Below are 20521 nucleotides of genomic sequence, written 5' to 3'. Positions count from 1 at the left end.
ATGACTGCAATTGCGTTCTTCGGCACCTTAGAGGTTGGGCTGATTTATGGCTTGGTCGCACTCGGTGTCTACCTAACCTTCCGTGTTTTGGACTTCCCCGATCTGACCGTTGACGGCAGCTTCCCAATGGGAGCTGCCGTTGCAGCGACCATGATCGTTGCCGGTTACAACCCTTGGTTGGCAACAGCGGTGGCCATTTTGGCCGGCGGATTGACAGGACTCGTCACCGCCTTTTTGACCGTAAAATGCGGCATCCTCAATTTACTTTCGAGTATTTTGACCATGATTGCCGCTTTCTCTATCAACATACGCATTATGGGGCGCCCGAACATCGCGCTGCTCGGGGAAGAAACCATTTTGACTCCCTTTGAATCACTGGGGATAGCACCCGCTTACTTGCGCCCTTTAGTGGTTGGAGTGTTAGTGGTTATCAGCGGCTTGCTGGTGATCCGATTACTGGCCAGTGATTTCGGTTTGGGGCTACGCGCCACTGGCGTCAATGCACGCATGGTAAAAGCCCAAGGCGGGAGTACCGCGATGTACACCTACTTTGGCCTTGCGTTATCCAACGCCTTCGTCGGCTTTGCAGGGGCATTATTTGCGCAAACTAACAGCTTTGCCGATGTCACCTCTGGCGTCGGTACCATTGTGGTGGGGCTCGCTGCAGTGATTTTGGGACAAACGCTCATCCCTGGACGTAAAGTGTGGGTGGCCGTTGTTGCGGTTATCGTTGGCTCTATTCTCTATCGTCTCGCCGTCGCATTCGCCTTATCGAGCGGAATGTTTGGTCTCCAGGCATCCGATCTCAACTTGGTGACCGCAGTGTTGGTTGCCGTCGCATTGATTGCGCCCAAAATGCGCCAGCAGTATCAAAAGTCAAAACGTGCGAAGCAGGCGGAGGTGTCAGGATGATCACGCTTAACAACATTCAAGTCACCTTTAATCCAGGCACTGTGCTGGAGAACCGCGCGTTACGCGGCGTCAGCCTCACCATCCCTGAAAAGGAGTTCGTCACCATCATTGGCTCCAATGGCGCGGGGAAGTCGACCTTGCTGGGTGCAGTGACAGGTGAAACCCCGATGATTGGTGGTCAGGTCATGATTGACGACATCGATGTGACTAAAAAAGCCGTTCACCAACGAGCCACCCTCGCCGCTCGGGTGTTTCAAGATCCACTCGCGGGCACCTGTGCCTCGTTAACCATTGAGGAAAACTTAGCCCTAGCCTATCGGCGTGGAAAAGGCCGGGGCTGGACACGTGCGCTTGGCAGTAAACGGCGTCAATTATTCCAAGAGCGCATTGCGATTTTGGGGTTAGGGTTAGAAGATAGGCTCGGTGACAGCATCGGCCTGCTTTCAGGGGGCCAACGCCAGGCGGTAAGTTTGGTCATGGCAACACTGTCAGACAGTAAGCTCTTACTGCTTGATGAACACACCGCAGCGCTGGATCCACGTATGGCCGCGTTCGTGATTGATTTGACCAAAACCATCGTCAATGAGTTCAACCTCACGGCAATGATGGTCACCCACTCAATGAAAGATGCCTTGGCCTGTGGCGATCGCACCGTGATGTTACACCAAGGCAATATCGTCCTAGATGTACACGGTGACGAGCGTAAGAATATGGATGTGCCCCACTTGCTAGAAATGTTCAATAAAGTGCGTGGGGAGACTCTTGCCGACGACAGCTTGCTACTTGGTTAACTGGTGGCTTCGTTATGCGGCTACGGCGCTTGCTGTTATGGTAAGCGCCTAGTTTTCCAACCCTCCTGCCAAGGATTTCGTATCCAACAGCCATCCATGCTAGGGTAACCCTATCTTAGTAAGGGACTGGCTATGAACATTAAAAGCGTTCTGCTCGCTTTATTGGTGGTGCTAATTTGGGGCGTCAACTTTTCCATCATTAAAGTTGGGCTGGAAACCCTACCACCCATTTTGTTCTCAGGGTTACGATTTTTTATCGTCGCCTTGCCGGCGGTATTTTTTATTCCGCGTCCTAAGGTAAAACTCTGGCAACTATTCGCCGTGGGACTGAGCCTGGGCGTAATTAAATTTAGTTTGCTGTTTATCGCCATGCAAGACGATGCCTCTGCGGGTATCGCCTCGTTGCTGTTACAATCACAAGTTATTTTTACCATTGCGCTAAGCGCACTGCTCCTTAAAGAGCATATTACCGTGTCACAACGCATCGGGCTTGTTGTTGCCTTTGCCGGCTTTGGGCTCTTCTTCGTCACTTCAACGGGGAGCGCGACATTCACCGGCGTAACGATGATTGTTGCCGCCGGCTTTTTCTGGGCAATTGCTAACATGGTGATGAAACAAATGCCAGGCGTTAACCTGATGCATTTTATGGTTTGGGTAAGCTTAATCCCACCGCTACCACTGTTTGCCCTCTCGTATTGGTTTGAAAGTCACCAACCTCTTGCGCTGTTACAAGCGACACCGTTATCCGGATGGATATCAATAGCTTATGTGGGTTACTTGTCTACACTGGTAGCGTTCGCCATCTGGGGCTGGTTGCTGAACCAGCATACTTCGGCCTCGGTCACCCCGTTCGCGCTATTGATCCCGATTGTCGGCATGGCGGCCGCATCGATAGGGTTGGGAGAAACCTTATCGATGATTGAGTGGATCGGGGCTGCCTTGATTGTTACTGGCTTAAGTCTGTCTGTGTTGGGTCGACGCATTGGCCGCTGGTTGGGGCTAACCGCGCCTGCTAAACCGACTTCTGCCCAGTAAATGATTTGCCCGGCCACCACTGACTAAGCAACCTGCCACCGAGTGACGGCTGATATCGCCAGCAGTGATCAAACATAGCCATTAGGCTTGGATTGCCATACTTAGACAAGCTCACGGCATGAAAGCGATTATGCTTGGCTTTCAGTGCCTCAACCTTGTTGATCATCGCATCCGATTGCTTAGGCGCGATAAAATCCGACACGACCACTAGATCCGCGTTTTGATAGCGATCGCTTTCCATCAGGGTGAGCGCTTTATCAATCACTGGCGTCATATCCGTGCCACCGTGAAACCGGTAAGAAAGAAAGCTCATCGCCTCTTGCAAACCGCGTTCACCGGTTAACTCATAGCTAATATGGTCAGTGGAAAAGAGCATCACGTAACAGTCTCGATGCTCAGTAGCGGCAATTCGCATCAACACGTACGCGAGGGCTTTAGCACACTGCTCTGGAAAACCGCTCATCGAACCTGAAGCATCCACCGCAATGATAAACGGCCCTTTCTTTTTTTCAGGCTTAGATTGACTCGGCGCCTGTGTCTCGACTTTTTTACGACGATAGGCCTTGCCGGAAAACTGATAATTGAGGAGCTGTTTGTCTACCAATTGCTTGTAAAACACCACTTCAAGCGCCGGATCCGCGAGCAACACGGCTTCATTGGGCAACAAGCGATCAACCCGATCGCTTTGGCATATGCCGGTAATATCATCGGGAACATCTACTTGGCGCTCGGGCTTCGTTTTCAGTGTTTCGGTGGGCTGTTGGCTTGGCCCAGAAAGATTCACCTGATTGGCCATGCGCCCGAGTTGTTCCGCGATTGCCTGAAGCTCTGGATTTTTCTCTAGAAAAACAATAAACCTCTTAAGCAAGGTAACGTCTTGCTGAGAAAGAGAGCTCGCTGCCATATCCCACAGCCGCCCCACTTTGCTGATATCGCCCGACTGATCGACACCATCCATTTGCTGATAGGTTGAAATCCGGCGGTACAAGTCTTCAAGTAGCTTTTGTTTTTGCGCCTCAACACTCTCGGATTGGTTTTTTTGTATTTCTGCTTTTAAATGCGCGTGCCATTTATTGCAAAAGTACGACTGAAACATAGGGTCGGCGTGCTGAGCTTGATGGGCGGCGAGCTTTTCCGCCTGCGGATAGAACGAAGAAACCGATTTTAATTGGCTCAGTAAAGTACCAATCTCTTTTTCAAATGCGCGCGCGGTTTTTTCGGTGGCCTGCTCGTAGTATTGAATTTCTTGCTTCAGGGAAGCTGACAACCCTTGCTGTACCAGCTTGCGTTTTGTTTGCCCACGCCAGCGGTGAAGCTGTTTTTTGACGGCTCTCTTAATCGCTGGGCTTCGTTCCGTCAATACCAGTAACTGGGGGTGAGACATCAGTTCAGTCATCGCCGCATCCAATAACCCAGACTCAGCGAGCATCAAACCCATGTTCAAGCTCTCAGCACTCAGCATGGCTCGCTCCTGAGAAGAACTCATCTAGGCGTGCTAAACGATTAACTTGACGCTCTAGGTTATCAATCTGCGTTTTTACCTCATGTTCCACATCCACCAAACTCGCTGATGCGATTTCCAGCAGATCCGGTTGCGCAAATAAATGCGGTAACCCAGCATTGAGTTGGCTGCGAGCACGACGAATCAAAAACTGTGCGTGTTGCAGTTGCTCAAGGGCATGATCGGTTTGTTGCTTCCAATCTGCTAGCTGCGATTCGCTGGGATCGTTAACCCCCACCAAGGCCATAGGTACAGGTCGATTAGCGATATCTTTAATGACCAAGGCGTGCTGCGCATCCCACTCTAACGTGAGCCGGCACAGATGATTGTTTTTATTCACATAGCCATACAAGTCTGTGCTGCCTGTTTTCAACTTTTTCTCAATGTCGGCCGCATCAAGATACACCCAGCGACTGTCACCTTTTTCTTGCTCTGACACCGATGGGTTGGCCCGAAGTAGGACAAAACGAACCAAATCTCGACTTTGGTTGACCGTGAAGCGAGGCGACTGACTCACGTCAATCGCCGCTTTGCGCGTGAGCCCTGCCGTTGCCGCGTCTTGTCGATAGGTCAACGCCTCAGCCGTATCTTGCTCAATCTCTTCTAACGCCACTTTGACGTCATCAAGCAAGGCGAGTACTTCTTGTTGATCGAACAGCACTTCTTTGGCAAATGCCTGCATCACCGTTTGCACCACATCTCGCGATTCTGGGCTATGCCATAGGCAGTCTTCCAGTAATAATAAGTCCAGTGGGGCGACTTCGTCACGACCATTGAAAAAAGCGGCCGCTTTTAGCAAACGCACCGCCTTTTTCCAGCGCCGATCAGACACATAAAGCTCACTTGGGTCGAACTGTGATTGCTCACTGCCGGCATTTTCTACCCGTTGTTTTAGGGTGTAGAGCTTTTCGAATATCGCATCAGGCAGATCCAGAGTGGGAATAATGGTCTGCCAATGCTGATATTCTTGATGGCTAATTTTCAACTTATCGGCCACCGTTGCTTCATCCTGGCTGGGCTCGGTAAGCATCAGTTTGAAGTTTTTCTTCTCTTGGATCCGATTGACGAATACTCGTAGCAACATACGATCGTACAGGGCATCGAGTCCACTGTCCGGCTCGGGTAATTCGTTGGACGCGGTCACCAATAAACGCATAGGAACAGGATAGACATGCTCGCCATTTTTAAAGGTGCGTTCGTTGACCACGGTCAGCAAGGTATTGAGGATAGCCGGCCCTGCTTTCCATATCTCGTCCAAGAAGACCACGTCGGCATTGGGCAAATAGCCATCGGTCAGGCGTACGTATTTGCCTTCATCTTTTAGCGCCTGAATCGAGAGCGGACCAAATACTTCTTCCGGCGTGGAAAACCGGGTCATCAAGTATTCAAAAAATTGGCTGTTATCAAACGCCTCGATCAATCGTTTGGCGATATAACTTTTCGCGATCCCAGGCGGGCCAAGTAAGAAGATACTTTCACCGGCAAGCGCGGCCAACAGACACATCTTGATGGTATGTTCGCGCTCATACACCCCACTGGAAAGCGCATTGATGAGGCTGGCTATACGCTCAGGTAGCAAAGCACGTTGACTGACGGTGGCAAGATTCTGAGACAAGTGACACTCCGATTTTCATCGCTATATAGGGCATTTTTGTGCTTGATAACCACGAAGCGGTAGTTGCTTAATCATGGCAAGCCAAGGGCTATTTGCCATTAACCGGCTGACTAACTGCACAAAAAACACACTATTATGTAAACTAGTATTAATTTATGTATCGATATATCATTAGCGCACTTGTCAGATAGTGACATAGATCACTCTCAAGTCAATCTTGCGACACCCCCTCTTGTCCTTGCTTGATAATTAACCTGCTTTCACGACGGGCCAGTGTGAGTGGCCACCCCACTCAGTCCATGAGCCATCGTAAACCGCCACAGGGTAGGCGAAGTAGTGCTCTGCCACAGCAGCCAAAATGCACGCGGTGACCCCCGAGCCACAACTTGCTACGTTAACCCGCGTATCACTTAAGTGGGGTAACACGGTCGATCGCGCCTCACGCTCACTGATCACAAAGCCTCGTGGGTCGGTCAACGTGGCAAAGGGAAGATTCGTGGCGCCAGGCATATGGCCGCTGCGAACGCCCTCTCTCGGTTCAGGGACGTCGCCATAAAAGCGCGTTTCAGGACGAACATCAATCACATTCATCGCAGCGAGTTTGTCTGCCAAGGTGGCACCATCCATATAGCGGTACGGTTTAAACTGCGTCTGATATGTCGCTTCGACACGTGGCTGCGGCGGGGTATTATCAATGGGCTCCTCAGAAGCCATCCACGCGGGTAACCCGCCATCGAGAATAAATACATCTTGATGCCCCATGACTTTGCACATCCACCACGCCCGCGCGGCAGAAAACAATCCTTGGGTGTCATACATCACCAGGGTATCTTGCGACGCAATGCCTAATGCGCCCATATGCTGGGCGAAGCGCTCTTCATCAGGCAACATATGCGGCAGGCTAGACGTGGGGTCTTTGATACGAGTGTCGAAGTCGAAATACACGGCGCCCGGAATCCGCCGTTGTTGCCACTCTTGAAAGCCGTCTCTCGATACATCTGGCATAAACCAACTGGCGTCTACAGGGATCACGGTATCGAGGCGCTGAGCCAGCCATTCGGCAGTAACAAACACTGACATGTTGACGGTTCCTTTTCATCGTTGATTGACGGCTTACCACCCTTTAACAAGATATTGACCTTTCTCATCTGGTGTCAGCCTGCGTTTTTACTCATACTGAGAGCCTCGCATTGAAGATGCAACTAAATGAGGATGTGAATGACACCGTCTCGCGTGATCAGTGGCACTATTTTACTGTTTCCCACTTTGCTACTTGCGCCCAGCACAGCCTTGGCGGCAGGCTTTGGATTAACGATTGAAAACGACAGCCCATTGGGGGTCGACAACCAATACACCAGTGGCGTTTATGCGCACTGGCATGCCGATTGGTCCGATGATTTGAGCGCCACATCGGTTAAGCCGATTCGCTGGTTTGCCGAACAGCTTCCGCTCAACGAAGCAGCAAGACAGGGCTGGAGTATCGACATTGGCCAAATGATGTGGACGCCCAATGATATTACGTATACCACGCCTCAACCCGAGGAGCGCCCTTATGCAGGGTTGATATTTATCGAGCCCGGTATCTACCAGCAAACGTCCGAGCGTGTAGATAAATGGTCACTGATGCTTGGTATGGTGGGACCTGCTTCTCAAACCGAAGAGGGACAGTCTTACGTTCACGATTTAATTGATTCACCCGATCCTAAAGGGTGGGACTATCAAGTGGAAAACACACCTGTGGCGCAGCTTGCCTATGAGCGGCACCAGCTTTTACACCGTAGCGAGCATCAAGAATGGGGGATGACTGGACGTGCGGATATCGGCAACTTCCGCAGTGAGCTTTCAGCAGGCCTTAGCTACCGTGTGGGTCTGGATCTTGCCAATACCTACGGTGGCATTAGTTATGAGCCCGGCCGCCACCTCGATAGCCGTTTATTTGAAGCCAGTGAAAAGGGCGCCTTTTTGTATACCGCTATCCAAGGACGCTATCGCGCCAATGACATCACCATCAATGGCGATAAACCGCCCGAAAATGCAGATATCGACATGACCCACTGGCAAGCCAGTGCCGCAGCGGGCATCGCGTTTTACCAACCTCGCTGGGGCACGGATATCAGTGTAGTACTGCACACCAAAGATTATGAGCAAGCTATCGATAATACCTACAGTTACGTTTCTTGGACCGTGCACTACCGTTATTAGTGATAATGCAACGCCCTCCCCTCATTATCGTGAGGGAACCACCGCTGATTTAGCACTGCGCGGTAGCGTTAATTTATCGGAGAACTTCATCCACAGTAGGGACGCTAAAATCATCGCAATCCCCAACCACTGCAGCGGTTGTAGCGTCTCGTCAATCCAGAGTACCCCCAGTGTCACGGCCGTAAGCGGATTAAGGAACATGATGATCGATTGGCGGTTGGGCCCCAGCACGGTAATGGAGCGGATATAGGCCCAATAACCGACAGCAGTATTGAGCACAATCACCCATATTAAACCTGGCACCGCGTGCAGTGTGGGCGCTTGTGGTGGCCCTGCTAAGCTCCAGGCAAAAGGGATTAACATCGCCCCACCCAGTACCAACTGCCATGCGGTCAGACCAAAAATATCTTTCGCTTCCCATCGCTTCATCCACAAGGTTGATTGCGCGACGAAAAACGTTGCTAGTAGCATGGCGCCCGCCCCTACCCAGTCTATGTCTGTGGACGGATTGAGCAACAAGCCGACACCCATCAACCCGAGAATGGCCAAGCCAAGCATTTTAGGCTCTGGCCGCTTTCCTTCCGTTAACCACTGCAATAACATCAATACGAGCGGTAAGGTAGCGCCTAAGGTGCCCGCCACCGCGCCCGGTAAGCGATATGCCGCGATAAATAGCAACAAAAAGAAAGCAGCAATATTGAAAAAGCTCACCGCAAGCATTTTTGGCAAACTCAATGGTAAGCCACGACGACTGATCAACAGCATTAATATCCCGGCAGGTAACGCCCGCCAGACCGCCATCCAGTAAGGGGAAAGGTCCCCCAAGTACAATGCGACCGCCGAATAAGTACTTCCCCAAAAAATGGGGGCGAGAATCGCGATGAAATAATGCATAACCTTTCTCCATTTATCTTTACGTGAAGATAGATTAGCCAACGCATTGGTCAATATCAAGTATCTTTATTAAAAGATAAATAATTGAGGGCGAACTTCGCCAGCGCAATGAAGTGGATCTGCTATGCTTATTTATTGGTAAAACAGGGGGATACTAGAATGATTAACACCGAAAATGCCGTCGTTTTGTTGATTGATGTGCAAGGCAAGTTGGCGCAAAAGGTGGTGGGAAGTGAGGAATTACACCAAAAAATCGCCCAGCTACTGCGTGGATGCCAACATTTTGATGTGCCTGTCGTTTGGGTAGAACAACTGCCTGAAAAACTTGGCGCAACAACGTCGACACTCGCCGACCTCATGCCAAACAACACGCCGATTGCTAAGCATACGTTTAGCGCTTTTGCCGAACCGAAAGTTGAACAGATGCTGAATTCGCTTAATCGCAAACAAGTGATTTTATGTGGCATCGAAACACATATTTGTGTGTATCAAACCGCCTGTGATCTGCTTCGGCAGCACTACCATGTGCACCTTGTGACGGATGCAACGTCATCCTGTCACCCTGCGCACCATCAAAGTGGCATCGCAATGATGCAGCAACATGGCGCCTGGATCACCGTGGTCGAAGCCTTGTTGTTTGAGTGGCAGCAGCGTGCCGGTGGGCCAGATTTTAAGGCCTTTCTATCGTTAATTAAATAGAAGCCAGTCAACAGACCTCTAATGATAAAACTCACGTTGCGCTGATAAAAAGAGAAACATTTTACCAATTCAACCGGATAAATGTGATTAAAGTCACGTTTATATAGCTAACAATTTAATTAGTGGTCTAATATTATTTGGGACGCATGTTTGAAAAGGAAAGGAAGCATATGTACAAACGATTACTCTCAGCCGCTATTCTCTCGCTCTCGGCATTACAAGCCAGCGCAGATGATCACAACTGTGGCAAAGTCACCATTGCGGATATGAATTGGAACTCTGCCAGCCTGATTGCCAACATTGATCAGTTTATTTTGGAGCATGGTTACGGCTGTGATGCGGAACTGGTTCCCGGAGATACCATGCCCACGGGGACATCGATGATAGAGAAAGGTGAGCCGGACATTGCGCCTGAGTTTTGGAGTAATTCAATGCGAGAAGGGCTTCAACGCGGCATCGATGAAGGGCGAGTTCGCTATGCCGGCAGTGCATTTGTTGAAGGCGGCGAAGAAGGTTTTTGGATCCCACGTTATATGGTCGAAAAACATCCTGAACTGAAGACTATTTCAGGGATCAAAGCGAATGCTGATTTGTTTCCCCACCCAGAAGATGCCTCAAAATCCGCTTTTTATGGCTGCCCAGCAGGCTGGAACTGTCAAATTACCTCAGAAAACCAATTTGAAGCTTTAGACCTGGCTGACAGCGGCTTCGAAATTGTCGATCCGGGTTCTGGTGCTGGCCTTGCAGGTTCAATCGCAAAAGCCTACGAACGAGAAGAAGCGTGGTTTGGCTATTATTGGGCACCTACTGCTGTGTTGGGCAAATATGACATGGTAAAAGTGGACTTTGAGACCGGGACGGACGTACAGCATTACAAAGACTGTATTACCTCGAACGACTGTATGAACCCTAAAGCGACCATGTATCCAGCCGCCGACGTTGATACCGTGGTGACAGAACGCTTTGCCGCTCGTGCCCCAGAGGCGCTGACTTATTTGAAAGAGCGTGGTTTCACCAATGATCAAATGAATGGCTTGCTTGCCTGGATGGAAGAAAACCAAGCGGATGGTGAATACGCGATGACTAACTTCCTCATCAATCACGAAGACATATGGACAAAATGGGTACCCAGTGACGTCGCTGAAAAAGTGAAAGACGCCCTGTAACCCTCACACAACCGGCGCAGGGCTGCCGCTGCGCTGGTTCTCCTTTAGCAGTATAGGAATAATAACAATGGCTGATTCATGGCTAACGGATGTGCCAGAAATGAGCAGGCGCGACCTGCTCGAGATTAGACAAACGCTTGATGGCGCTTATCGCAACTTTTCCCGCGAATATGGTGAAGGCATAGAAGCTTTTTTTGACCCTCTCCTTCATTTCCTTGTTTGGTTCGAAGACTTACTCCTCGCCACCCCTTGGTGGCTCGTCATTGCAATACTTGCGGGCATTGCCTACCTCGCCAGTCGTTCCTGGAAGCTTCCTGTGGCGGTGGTGATCTCTTTCACCCTGATTGCCTATTTGGGCATGTGGGAAGACACCATGAGCACCATGAGTATCATTTTAGTGTGTACACTGGTCGCTATTGGCGTGGGTGTGCCGATAGGCATTGCCATGTCCAAGTCCAATCGTACTCAGGCGGTGGTTACACCGTTACTCGATATCATGCAAACCATGCCTGCCTTTGTGTATCTCATCCCAGTGGTGATGTTACTGGGTATTGGCAAGATCCCCGGGGTTATCGCGGTGGTTATCTATGCCATCCCTCCGGTCATTCGTTTGACAAACCTGGGGATTCGGTTAGTCGACAAAGATGTGTTAGAGGCAGCGACAGCGTACGGCGCCAATGGTTTTCAGCGTTTATTCCAGATCCAGCTCCCCCTAGCAATGCCAACCATTATGGCAGGCATTAACCAAACCATTATGATGGCACTGGCGATGGTGGTCATTGCCTCGATGATTGGTGTTTCAGGCCTTGGGCAACCTGTGCTTAAGTCGATTACCAACCAATACTTTACCTTAGGTCTTCTTAACGGTCTCGCCATTGTGGTGATTGCGATTATTTTCGATCGTGTGTCTCAAAGCTACGCCAAACGTTCCCAGCAGCATCTCAAAGGAGGCGATCATGACTAAGCCAGTGCAGGACACCTTAATTGAGATCCAGGGCCTATATAAAGTGTTTGGCGATCACCCACATAAGGTCATGCCAGATGTAAAAGCAGGCAAGAGCAAAGATGCTTTACTTCAAGAAACCGGCCACACCATCGGCCTGAGTGACATTAATTTGTCGATTCGTCGCGGTGAAGTCTTTGTGATCATGGGTCTGTCGGGCTCCGGAAAATCCACCTTAATTCGTCACTTCAACCGCTTGATTGATCCCACAGAGGGTGAAATCCGCGTCGAAGGCACCGATATCATGAAGCACTCGCAAAAAGAGTTGCAGGCGTTTCGACGCCATAAGATGTCAATGGTATTTCAACGTTTTGGCCTACTCCCTCACCGTACAGTGAGAGAAAATGTTGGGTTTGGTTTGCGAATCCAAGGAGAGGGAAAAGCGCAACGCGATAAAAAAGCGGAACAATGGCTCTCAACTGTTGGCCTAGATGGCTACGCCGATCAATATCCGGCGCAATTATCTGGTGGACAACAACAACGGGTCGGCCTGGCACGCGCCCTCTGCACGGATGCAGAAATTTTGCTGATGGACGAAGCATTTTCTGCCCTTGACCCCCTCATTCGCAGCGAGATGCAAGACCAGCTGATTGAACTGCAGGAAAAACTGCACAAGACCATCATTTTCATCACCCATGATCTTGATGAAGCCTTACGGCTTGGTGATCGTATTGCCATTTTACGTGATGGTAAGCTCGTGCAAGTCGGAGAGCCTGTCGATATCTTGCTTCAGCCGGCCGATGACTATGTCGAGGCTTTCGTAAAAGACGTTAATCGTGCTCGCGCACTGACTGTGGAAACGGTGATGCAGCCACAGATATGCCGTATCAGTGCCAACACGATTGGCGATGCGATTCAGCAGATGCGTCAGCAAAAGGCCAACTATGGCTATTACATCACGGAAGAAGGCTATCAAGGCACCCTGAGTCAAAAAAACCTCAGTGACAAAGATCCAAGCGGTGATATCGAGGCAAGTCTTCTCGAAGACGTGCCTGCCATTGAGCAAGACTCGTTATTGGAAACCGTCATCCCAGATACGTTGGAGTCAAAATGGCCGCTACCCGTGTTTGATAATCAAGGCGAGCTAATTGGACACCTCTCACGACAAACAGTGGCCAGTATTCTCAGTGAAAGTGGCCATAAACACGCAGGCGAACCTGGCGACCAAGACTCAACGAAAAAAGCCAGTTAGCCAATAACGCACTGTCGCTGACCGTGAACGCGCCCCGCTCAGGCGGGGCGCTTTTATGTTGTCGCACTTTTCTGCACCATTTTTCAGCCGCGTCATGCTCATAAAAATGAACAGTGATTTCATTCGCAAATCACATTACTGAGACATCTGTCATTCTAATGAAACAGTGGCTCCTTAAGCTGCGGCGCATATTTAGATTAGGCAGTTGACAGGAAGTACCATGAGCGTAAGACAGCGGTTATTGATCGCCTTCACCCTCTTTATCGCCTCGACCATCGGACTCGGTAGTCTCGCACTTTGGATATCGGCTCGCTCCGCGGATGCCTCAGCCGAATATGTGAATCATCAACTTCCCGAAGTATGGGCGCTTTTAGCTCTTGAGCGTGATCACCGCGATCTCGTCAATCTGTCGCAAAAAATCAAAGCACAAGTTTTGTTCTGGAACGAAATCACCCCTGAATTTGAAAAACTTCAGCAACGTTATCAACAGAGCTGGCAAGCCTTGTCACAGTATCCGTCTTTGTCGGACTGGCGCGCAGAGCATCAAAAGGGTAAGCAGAAATTCGACCAATACCTCACCAAGCTTGCCAAAACGGTCGACAGCAAAAGCTTTTACGACGCAGGGCGCCTGGTCGACTTTGACCTTTATCCAGCGGTTGACCCCATGCTTGCTGCAATTAATGAGAAACTTACCGAGCGTCAAGACAACGCGAAAGGGTCGGCGGGCGAACTGATTACCTTTTTGCACCAGCAATCGAACATCGTCTATATCGGTTGTGGGATCACACTATTACTGGCCTTGGGGCTGATGACTTGGCTGCGAAAAACCGTGGTGGTGCGCCTGGATCATATTGCCACATCCCTGACGGATATCGACCAGCGCTCTGACCTCTCAATGCGCTTATCGGATAATTATCAGGATGAAGTCAGTGCTGTTGCTCAAGCATCAAATAACTTGCTCGATAAGTTCAGTCACTTTGTCACCGACATACAATCACGCACATCCGCGCTCGATCAACAATCAGATACGCTAGACCAACAAAGTACGCAAGTGGCGACGATTAATCAGCAAACACGGCAAAACGTTAACGACGTCGCGCAATCACTCACCGTTATGGAAAGCGCAACCACGGAAATCGCTAATGCCATTCATGACACCCGTGAATACATTGGTAAAGTCTCTCAAGACAATGATGAAATTCAAACGCAAATGAGCGCCACTGAGGCATCCATCGCCCACAGTGTCCAGGTGGTCGAAAACGTATCCAACACCATGGCGACCCTGAAACAAACCAGTAGCCAAATTGCCGGCGTCATGGATGTGATTGAAGGTATTGCAGAGCAAACTAACTTACTTGCCCTCAATGCCGCCATTGAAGCGGCGCGCGCCGGTGAGCATGGGCGAGGCTTTGCGGTGGTCGCCGATGAAGTAAGAAGCCTGTCGCAGCGCACAGCACAATCAACCGGTGATATCCGCGACTGGCTCAATGATTTACTCGGCCAAGTCGATACCGCCAATGACCTATTGGCACAGACACAATCCGCCAGCGCCGATAACCAGCAAGCCAGTGTCCGACTGCAAAGTTATTTAGGCGAAATGCACACCACCTTCCAAGGGCTGGAGCAACTCAGCGCGGAAGTGGAAGCGGCTTTGGATTCACAGCACAAAGAGATTGCTCACCTCACTGAGCAACGTCGCGCGCTCAAACAGGATAGTCAGTCACTCACCGAGGCAATCGATACCACCAGTAACGTGAGTGGCCAGTTAAGCCACCAATCCAGCGCGTTGACGCAATTAACCGATCAATTTCAAACCTAGCAGCCCAGTGAGAGAATACGCGTTGCAGCGTATAAAAAGCCCCTTTCAATAGGGGCTATCTTGTTCATACCTGTTTGATGCGCTCAAACCCGGCCGCCAGATCAGCAATCAAATCGTCGACGTGTTCGAGTCCAATATGAAGCCTGACCAGCGTCCCAGCAAAATCGACTTGCCCAACGGGCCGGATGCGGTTGAGCTGTTCAGGTTGATTGGCTAATAACAAGGATTCAAAGCCGCCCCAAGAGTAGGCCATACTAAAGTGCTGCAAGTGGTCACAAAATGTTTCCAGTTGCGCATCAGACAAACGCTGCTCAAACACAAACGAAAAGAGCCCATTGCTGCCGGTAAAATCTCGCGCGAAATAGCGATGACCGGGACAATCTGCAAATGCAGGGTGAAGCACTCTTGCTACTTCGGTTTGCTCATTCAGCCAATTGGCCACCTGTAACGCATTGTCTTGGTGCTGAGCAAGCCGCACATCCAGAGTTCTCAATCCACGGGCGGCTTGGTAAGCCGTATCAGGATCGACCGTTTGTCCCATTAAATAAGCGCGCTCACGCAATGTTGGCCAGCAGCGTGCATTGGCAACCGCCGTACCCAGCATATTATCCGAATGGCCAATAATATACTTGGTTCCAGACTGAATCGAAATATCCACGCCTTGCGCTAACGGTTGATACAAGCGACCTGCAGCCCACGTGTTATCCATCATGATGATCGCATCTGGCGCTCGCTCCCTTACCGCTTGAACGATTGCTGGCGTATCGTGCACTTCCATGGTGTAAGAGCCTGGAGACTCTAGAAACACAACCCGTGTATTTGGCGTGATACGTTGACCAATCTCCGTGCCCTCGAGAGGATCAAAATACTCGGTTGTCACCTGCATATCAGCGAGAATTTTTTGGCAAAAATCTTGAGTTGGCTCATAGGCCGATCCTGAGACCAAAATATGGTCACCGGTTTTCACAAACGCAAGAATACTGTTTGCGATGGCCGCCGCACCACAGGGAAAGAGTGCACACCCCGTTCCTTGCTCAAGCTCGGTCATGGCATCTTGCAGCGCAAAATGGGTAGTAGTTCCGCGTCTTCCATAGAACAAGGTTTGCTGGTGACGATTGGCAATCGCGTGCTTCTTCTCAGCTAACGTATCGAAGACAATTGACGAGGCGCGCTGTACGACTGGGTTGACCCCACCAAGGGTATAGGCTTTACGGCGTCCGGCATGTATTAGCTGCGTACGACTGTGTTTTTTTTCCATCGTTCACTTCACTCATCCTAGGTTAACTGACCAATAGCCTACGGATTTACATAAAGGCAGTAAAGACATTTAGATGGCCAAACCAAATTTTATGACATCGATTTGGCTATATGTCATAGCGCTCAGCACTAACTCGTTCAGCCTATTGATACCCGTGATGACTATTGTTTACAGTACTAAGTAGATCACAATTTCACTATTCTCTCCTAGCACCACCATAAAAACGTATATACATTGTATATCTAAAAGATAGGCGTATTGGCATGGCAAAAAAAGAAAAAACAAAAAAAGACAGCCAGTTACTGATAAGAATCAATAGCGAGCAACGGGATGCATTCTTAGCGGCCTGCGACGAACTGGATACATCCGCAGCACGTGAAATACGCCGATTTATCAAACAGTTTTTAAAAGACCACGAAACGAATAAATCATCGTGATCACACATGGGGTGGACATGCCGGCCCCGTCCACAGCATTGAAGCTGTATTGCAGTGGCAAACGCTTCGGCAAATCATCATTAAGGAGAGAAATCATGGCAAAAGCGTCGAAAAAAGACCTGAAAAAATCGATTAAGAAGGCAAAAGCGAAAGTTGCAAAGCAGGAAAACAAGCTGAAGAAGCTCAAAAAGCAACTAAAAAAAGCCTAAATCACAGGCTGATACGCAGTAAAAAAAGCTCGGAGCATTGCCCGAGCTTTTTATTTTTCATGTCATCAACGTCTATTTGTCGTGACCAGGTCCTGAGTGTACCTTTCACTCAGGCTTTACAGGCTCAACCGTAAATCGCCCAACATCAACGCCCACGACCTTGACCTGTTCCCCAGCCAGCAATGTACAATCATCAGCGGCCGAGCTGAGTTTCAATTGCCAAGTGACGCCTGAGTATTTTATCGTCGAAGGCTGCTCTCGGCTCAACGGCTCACTGAGCGTCAATATCAACCCGATAAAATCACTATGACGATTATCCGGACGTCGTCCGCCGCGTTGTAGCTGTTTAAGTGGGCGCCACAGCATGGCAGTTAGCAAGCCCGCACCGATCCCAGTGCTGCTAAATAACGCCGTAACGGTTTCTGGCACAACGCCGACCATCGCCAAAAGTCCCACCAAAATGGCCGCAACACCGGTTGCCAATAAAACAATGGTCGATAGGCCAAGCAGCCACACTTCGACGGCTAACAGTAACAAGCCCACAATCACGGTTAATTCTGCGAGGTAGATACTCACACTAAACATCCTGTTTTACGCTTTGCTCTTATTGAGTGTATCAATAATTGTCATCGCTTCTGCAACCACGTTCGCGGCACCTGTCCCAGAATCAGGTAGCAGTACGACTGAGGACTCTTTGGCAATGGCCTGTTTCGCCTTGATCGCTTTTTCTGCAAGCTCTAACTGGATGGCTTTTTGGCCTTCCTCTGTTATTGCTCGTGTCCCTACGATTTCAAGTGCTTCGGCTTGCGCCTCGGCAACCGCGATAATGGCTTGCGCTTCACCTTCCGCTTGCAAGATTTGCTCAGACTTCTCTGCTTCCGCCGCTAAGACTCGGGCCTGCTTTTGACCTTCAGCAACGTTGATATCCGATTGACGCGCCCCTTCTGACTCAAGAATAACCGCACGCTTTTCTCGTTCAGCCTTCATTTGACGCTCCATAGCGTCTAACACAGAACGTGGTGGATCGATGTCTTTGATTTCGTAACGCAGCACCTGAACACCCCATGGCTGAGCGGCCTCATTGATGGCAGAGACAATCGCGGTGTTTAAGCTTTCGCGCTCTTCGAAGGTTTTATCCAGTTCCATTTTACCCACTTCACTACGCATGGTGGTTTGCGCAAGCTGAGTCACGGAGTACACGTAATCATCGACGCCATAACATGCTTTATACGGATCCAATACCTTGATATACAAGACACCGTCGACAACCAGCGAAATGTTATCGCGCGTGATCGCGGATTGACTGGGTACATCATATGCTTGTTCTTTTAACGTTCTGGTATAACCAATACGATCGATAAACGGCACGATGAAATTGAGACCCGCTTCCATCGTCTTGTAATACTTACCAAATCGCTCAACAACATAAGCTGTGTTTTGTGGCACAAACTTAATCGCACCACGTAGTACCACGATCACTAAGACCGCCAGCACTACCCAGACGCCAATAAAACTCGACGTTTCTAAAAAAATCGTATCCATGGAGAAGCCCTATCACTGCGGGTCACAATCATGACTCGCATAAACAAACATAAACGCACGCACACAAGTGTTTGCGGCGTTACTCGTCACGTCTCATGATACGTTATTGTCAGCATAAAAAGACATCATCCAACGGCTAATTTGACACTCCTCGCAATCTAGATCGCTTTTCTTTGATGCTCTTTGCGTCGATACAACACAGTTATCTGGTCGTGCTCTCATTTTCACAACAAGCTCACACAAAGTTGCTCCGTTCATCCGCAAAATAGATTTACCTCACACTCTTTTGGGTGTATTCTCAGTACTGTTCAACCGTGTTGGTTGACGAACTATTGGTCGTACACACACCATGTTGCAACCAATGGTAAACTGACGCGCAAATAACGCGTGGTCCTGTTGAGGCTGCTTGGCAGCTTCGATAATCGGAAATTTATGCAGCAATTGAATATAGATACATCGAAACACCCTACCGCTAGGCTGGAAGTTAGTTGTCCTGAAGATATTCGCTACATTTGCCCATAGAGTCGATTAACGGCACTCGCGTCACTGCAACACCTAGTTAATATATTCAGGAGACACCATGTCCAAAGCTAATGGTTCCGTTAAGTGGTTTAACGAAGAGAAAGGTTTCGGTTTTATCCAGCAAGAGAACGGTCCAGACGTATTCGTTCACTTCCGTGCTATCGTTGGTGAAGGCTTCCGCACACTAGCAGAAGGCCAACAGGTTGAGTTCGATATCGAGCAAGGTCAGAAAGGCCCACAGGCTGCGAACGTTGTTCGCCTGTAAGCCAAACCAAATTTAAGAGAAAGGCGCCCAATTGGGCGCCTTTTTTGTTGCTATCATTTGTGCTTTAGTCTAACCCATCATTTTTTAAGCGAAACCTCATCAAGGTCGCATTCCTTTCACACTCGCTATAGACGCTCTTGCCACCATCCACTAGGCTGAAAACATAGACATTGTCAGGAGGACGTATGCTATCTCCGTGCTTAATTGTTGATGATCATGAAATGATTCGTGACACCATTGGTTTAATGGCACAGGCGCTTGGTATTAAATCAGTGATCACGGCAGCAGATGGTGCTGAGGCTATATCGCGTGCCTACCATGAAGAGCCCAGCCTGATCATTACCGACTTACAAATGGATCCCATTGACGGGTTGGAAATGTTACGCCTCATGCGGAGCGGCCGCTATCATTTGCGCCATGATACGCCCATCATCATTTTAACCGCTAACGCATCTCAGGCAGTTATCAGCGAGTGCATTCGCTATGACGTCGATGCTTTTATGGTTAAACCGGTGAAAAAACAAGATCTAGAAAACCGTGTCAAGCAGCTCTCTAAACAGACCAAAGCGAAAAAACCCCCCAAGTTTTACTTTGAGATGTATCAGTCAGACCCTGCCAAATCAACGGACTTTGAGCACAACGGGGCCATCGTCTTTACCGAAGAAGAGCAGCAGAAAATAGAAGGCATCAACGAGCCGCAAGGCGAGGTGCAACCTGGCCTGACGCCAAAAGAGCCAACCATTTCTCCATCCAAGGGAGAGTCGAAAGATCGGAAATTCATTCGATGGCAAGAAAAGTATACAGTGGGGCATCAATCATTGGATGAGAGTAACAAGCAGCTGCTCTCTATCATCAACGATACGTATGAAGCTATTGCCTACCACCATGAGGACGAGACTAAGACGGATTTTGAGGCCCTCGCGCAACGCTTTCGTGACTACATCGACTCTCACTTTCAGCTAGAGGAAGATATTCTCGAAGCACGCGCCTACCCCAAATACAAAGAGCATACTGCAATTCATCAACGTCTAGCTCGGCAGGCGCAATATGTCTTATTGCAATGCCAAGCCGATCCAGAGCTTTATCGCTCAGAGTTTTTTAAGTTTCTACGTTACTGGTGGATTCACCATGTGGTGCGTGAAGATACTCAATATCGTGATTTCTTACTACAGGGTCCCTAGCACACTGAGTCGCTAACTCACCTCGGTGCCTACAGTGCTCTTTGCCTGTAGGCAACGCAACATGCATCCAAGCTATCTGTTCCTAAACTATCTCTCCCTCCGTTTGGCATTCGTTATGCGCGTCATCCAAGGCCACATCAACCCTATTCCGCCACATACATTGGGTATGGGAACCTACCCACACCTTTAGGCCAGTAAATGTTACTCCTCAAAACACTTACTTTCATAAAAAATTTAACAATATAAAAATCGATTAAAATCAACAAGATGATAATAAT

Annotated in this window: 19 protein-coding genes; 12 read left to right on the top strand and 7 right to left on the bottom strand. The window is 49.4% G+C overall.

The window, feature by feature from the left end; translation table 11 throughout:
• From BZG74_RS14645 to BZG74_RS14635, 3 genes are all read left to right on the top strand, one after another.
• Window positions 1-912, top strand: coding sequence for an ABC transporter permease (locus BZG74_RS14645; RefSeq protein WP_077773260.1), 912 nt, complete (start codon window positions 1-3; stop codon window positions 910-912).
• Window positions 909-1703 carry an ABC transporter ATP-binding protein gene (locus tag BZG74_RS14640; RefSeq protein ID WP_077773259.1) on the top strand — a complete coding sequence of 265 codons (795 nt, stop codon included), beginning with the start codon at window positions 909-911 and terminating at the stop codon, window positions 1701-1703. The genes BZG74_RS14645 and BZG74_RS14640 overlap by 4 nt, the downstream gene beginning before the upstream one ends.
• Window positions 1704-1835: 132 nt before the next feature.
• Window positions 1836-2738, top strand: coding sequence for an EamA family transporter (locus BZG74_RS14635; RefSeq protein WP_077773258.1), 903 nt, complete (start codon window positions 1836-1838; stop codon window positions 2736-2738).
• On the opposite strand, the gene viaA is transcribed toward BZG74_RS14635, so the two are convergent.
• The 3 genes from viaA to BZG74_RS14620 all read right to left on the bottom strand — a co-directional run bounded on the left by viaA (window position 2716) and on the right by BZG74_RS14620 (window position 6934).
• A complete protein-coding gene (viaA, locus tag BZG74_RS14630) occupies window positions 2716-4200 on the bottom strand; it encodes an ATPase RavA stimulator ViaA (protein WP_077773257.1) in 1485 nt (494 codons plus the stop codon). The genes BZG74_RS14635 and viaA overlap by 23 nt on opposite strands.
• Window positions 4187-5854, bottom strand: a complete 1668-nt coding sequence (locus BZG74_RS14625) for an AAA family ATPase (RefSeq protein WP_077773256.1) — start codon at window positions 5852-5854, stop codon at window positions 4187-4189. Before BZG74_RS14625 ends, viaA begins: the two co-directional genes overlap by 14 nt.
• 249 nt (window positions 5855-6103) lie before the next feature.
• Entirely contained in the window at window positions 6104-6934 is an 831-nt protein-coding gene (locus BZG74_RS14620) for a rhodanese-like domain-containing protein (protein WP_077773255.1), read from the bottom strand.
• Window positions 6935-7072: 138 nt separating this feature from the next.
• On the opposite strand from BZG74_RS14620, the gene BZG74_RS14615 reads away from it, so the two are divergent.
• Window positions 7073-8056 (top strand): lipid A deacylase LpxR family protein, encoded by a 984-nt coding sequence (locus BZG74_RS14615; protein WP_077773254.1) that lies wholly within the window; start codon window positions 7073-7075, stop codon window positions 8054-8056.
• Window positions 8057-8080: 24 nt separating this feature from the next.
• On the opposite strand, the gene BZG74_RS14610 is transcribed toward BZG74_RS14615, so the two are convergent.
• On the bottom strand, window positions 8081-8950 hold the full coding sequence (locus BZG74_RS14610) for a DMT family transporter (RefSeq protein ID WP_077773253.1): 870 nt from the start codon (window positions 8948-8950) through the stop codon (window positions 8081-8083).
• Window positions 8951-9109: 159 nt separating this feature from the next.
• Here BZG74_RS14610 and BZG74_RS14605 point away from each other — a divergent pair, with 159 nt between their 5' ends.
• The 5 genes from BZG74_RS14605 (at window position 9110) to BZG74_RS14585 (ending at window position 14829) form a co-directional block, all read left to right on the top strand.
• Window positions 9110-9649: an isochorismatase family protein gene (locus tag BZG74_RS14605; RefSeq protein ID WP_077773252.1), complete on the top strand. Its 540-nt coding sequence runs from the start codon at window positions 9110-9112 to the stop codon at window positions 9647-9649.
• Window positions 9650-9819: 170 nt separating this feature from the next.
• Window positions 9820-10815, top strand: a complete 996-nt coding sequence (locus tag BZG74_RS14600) for an ABC transporter substrate-binding protein (protein WP_077773251.1) — start codon at window positions 9820-9822, stop codon at window positions 10813-10815.
• A gap of 67 nt (window positions 10816-10882) precedes the next feature.
• Window positions 10883-11779, top strand: coding sequence for an ABC transporter permease (locus tag BZG74_RS14595; RefSeq protein WP_077773250.1), 897 nt, complete (start codon window positions 10883-10885; stop codon window positions 11777-11779).
• Window positions 11772-13010: a quaternary amine ABC transporter ATP-binding protein gene (locus tag BZG74_RS14590; protein ID WP_077773249.1), complete on the top strand. Its 1239-nt coding sequence runs from the start codon at window positions 11772-11774 to the stop codon at window positions 13008-13010. Before BZG74_RS14595 ends, BZG74_RS14590 begins: the two co-directional genes overlap by 8 nt.
• A gap of 220 nt (window positions 13011-13230) precedes the next feature.
• A complete protein-coding gene (locus BZG74_RS14585; RefSeq protein ID WP_077773248.1) occupies window positions 13231-14829 on the top strand; it encodes a methyl-accepting chemotaxis protein in 1599 nt (532 codons plus the stop codon).
• A 64-nt stretch (window positions 14830-14893) separates the two neighbouring features.
• On the opposite strand, the gene metC is transcribed toward BZG74_RS14585, so the two are convergent.
• A complete protein-coding gene (gene metC / locus BZG74_RS14580) occupies window positions 14894-16087 on the bottom strand; it encodes a cystathionine beta-lyase (protein ID WP_077773247.1) in 1194 nt (397 codons plus the stop codon).
• Window positions 16088-16350: 263 nt separating this feature from the next.
• On the opposite strand from metC, the gene BZG74_RS15720 reads away from it, so the two are divergent.
• Window positions 16351-16524: a hypothetical protein gene (locus BZG74_RS15720; protein ID WP_167369490.1), complete on the top strand. Its 174-nt coding sequence runs from the start codon at window positions 16351-16353 to the stop codon at window positions 16522-16524.
• A gap of 314 nt (window positions 16525-16838) precedes the next feature.
• On the opposite strand, the gene BZG74_RS14575 is transcribed toward BZG74_RS15720, so the two are convergent.
• Window positions 16839-17309, bottom strand: a complete 471-nt coding sequence (locus BZG74_RS14575) for an NfeD family protein (RefSeq protein ID WP_392397602.1) — start codon at window positions 17307-17309, stop codon at window positions 16839-16841.
• Between the two features lie 15 nt (window positions 17310-17324).
• Window positions 17325-18275: a slipin family protein gene (locus BZG74_RS14570; protein ID WP_046075979.1), complete on the bottom strand. Its 951-nt coding sequence runs from the start codon at window positions 18273-18275 to the stop codon at window positions 17325-17327.
• Between the two features lie 580 nt (window positions 18276-18855).
• Here BZG74_RS14570 and cspE point away from each other — a divergent pair.
• Entirely contained in the window at window positions 18856-19062 is a 207-nt protein-coding gene (gene cspE, locus BZG74_RS14565) for a transcription antiterminator/RNA stability regulator CspE (protein ID WP_025744354.1), read from the top strand.
• A 185-nt stretch (window positions 19063-19247) separates the two neighbouring features.
• Window positions 19248-20243 carry a bacteriohemerythrin gene (locus BZG74_RS14560; RefSeq protein ID WP_077773245.1) on the top strand — a complete coding sequence of 332 codons (996 nt, stop codon included), beginning with the start codon at window positions 19248-19250 and terminating at the stop codon, window positions 20241-20243.
• The last annotated feature ends 278 nt before the right edge of the window (window positions 20244-20521 follow it).

Source organism: Salinivibrio sharmensis, from assembly GCF_001995985.1.
Lineage (GTDB): Bacteria > Pseudomonadota > Gammaproteobacteria > Enterobacterales > Vibrionaceae > Salinivibrio > Salinivibrio sharmensis.
The sequence above is the reverse complement of the archived record's forward strand: the minus strand, read 5'-3'. Positions and strand labels throughout refer to the sequence as shown.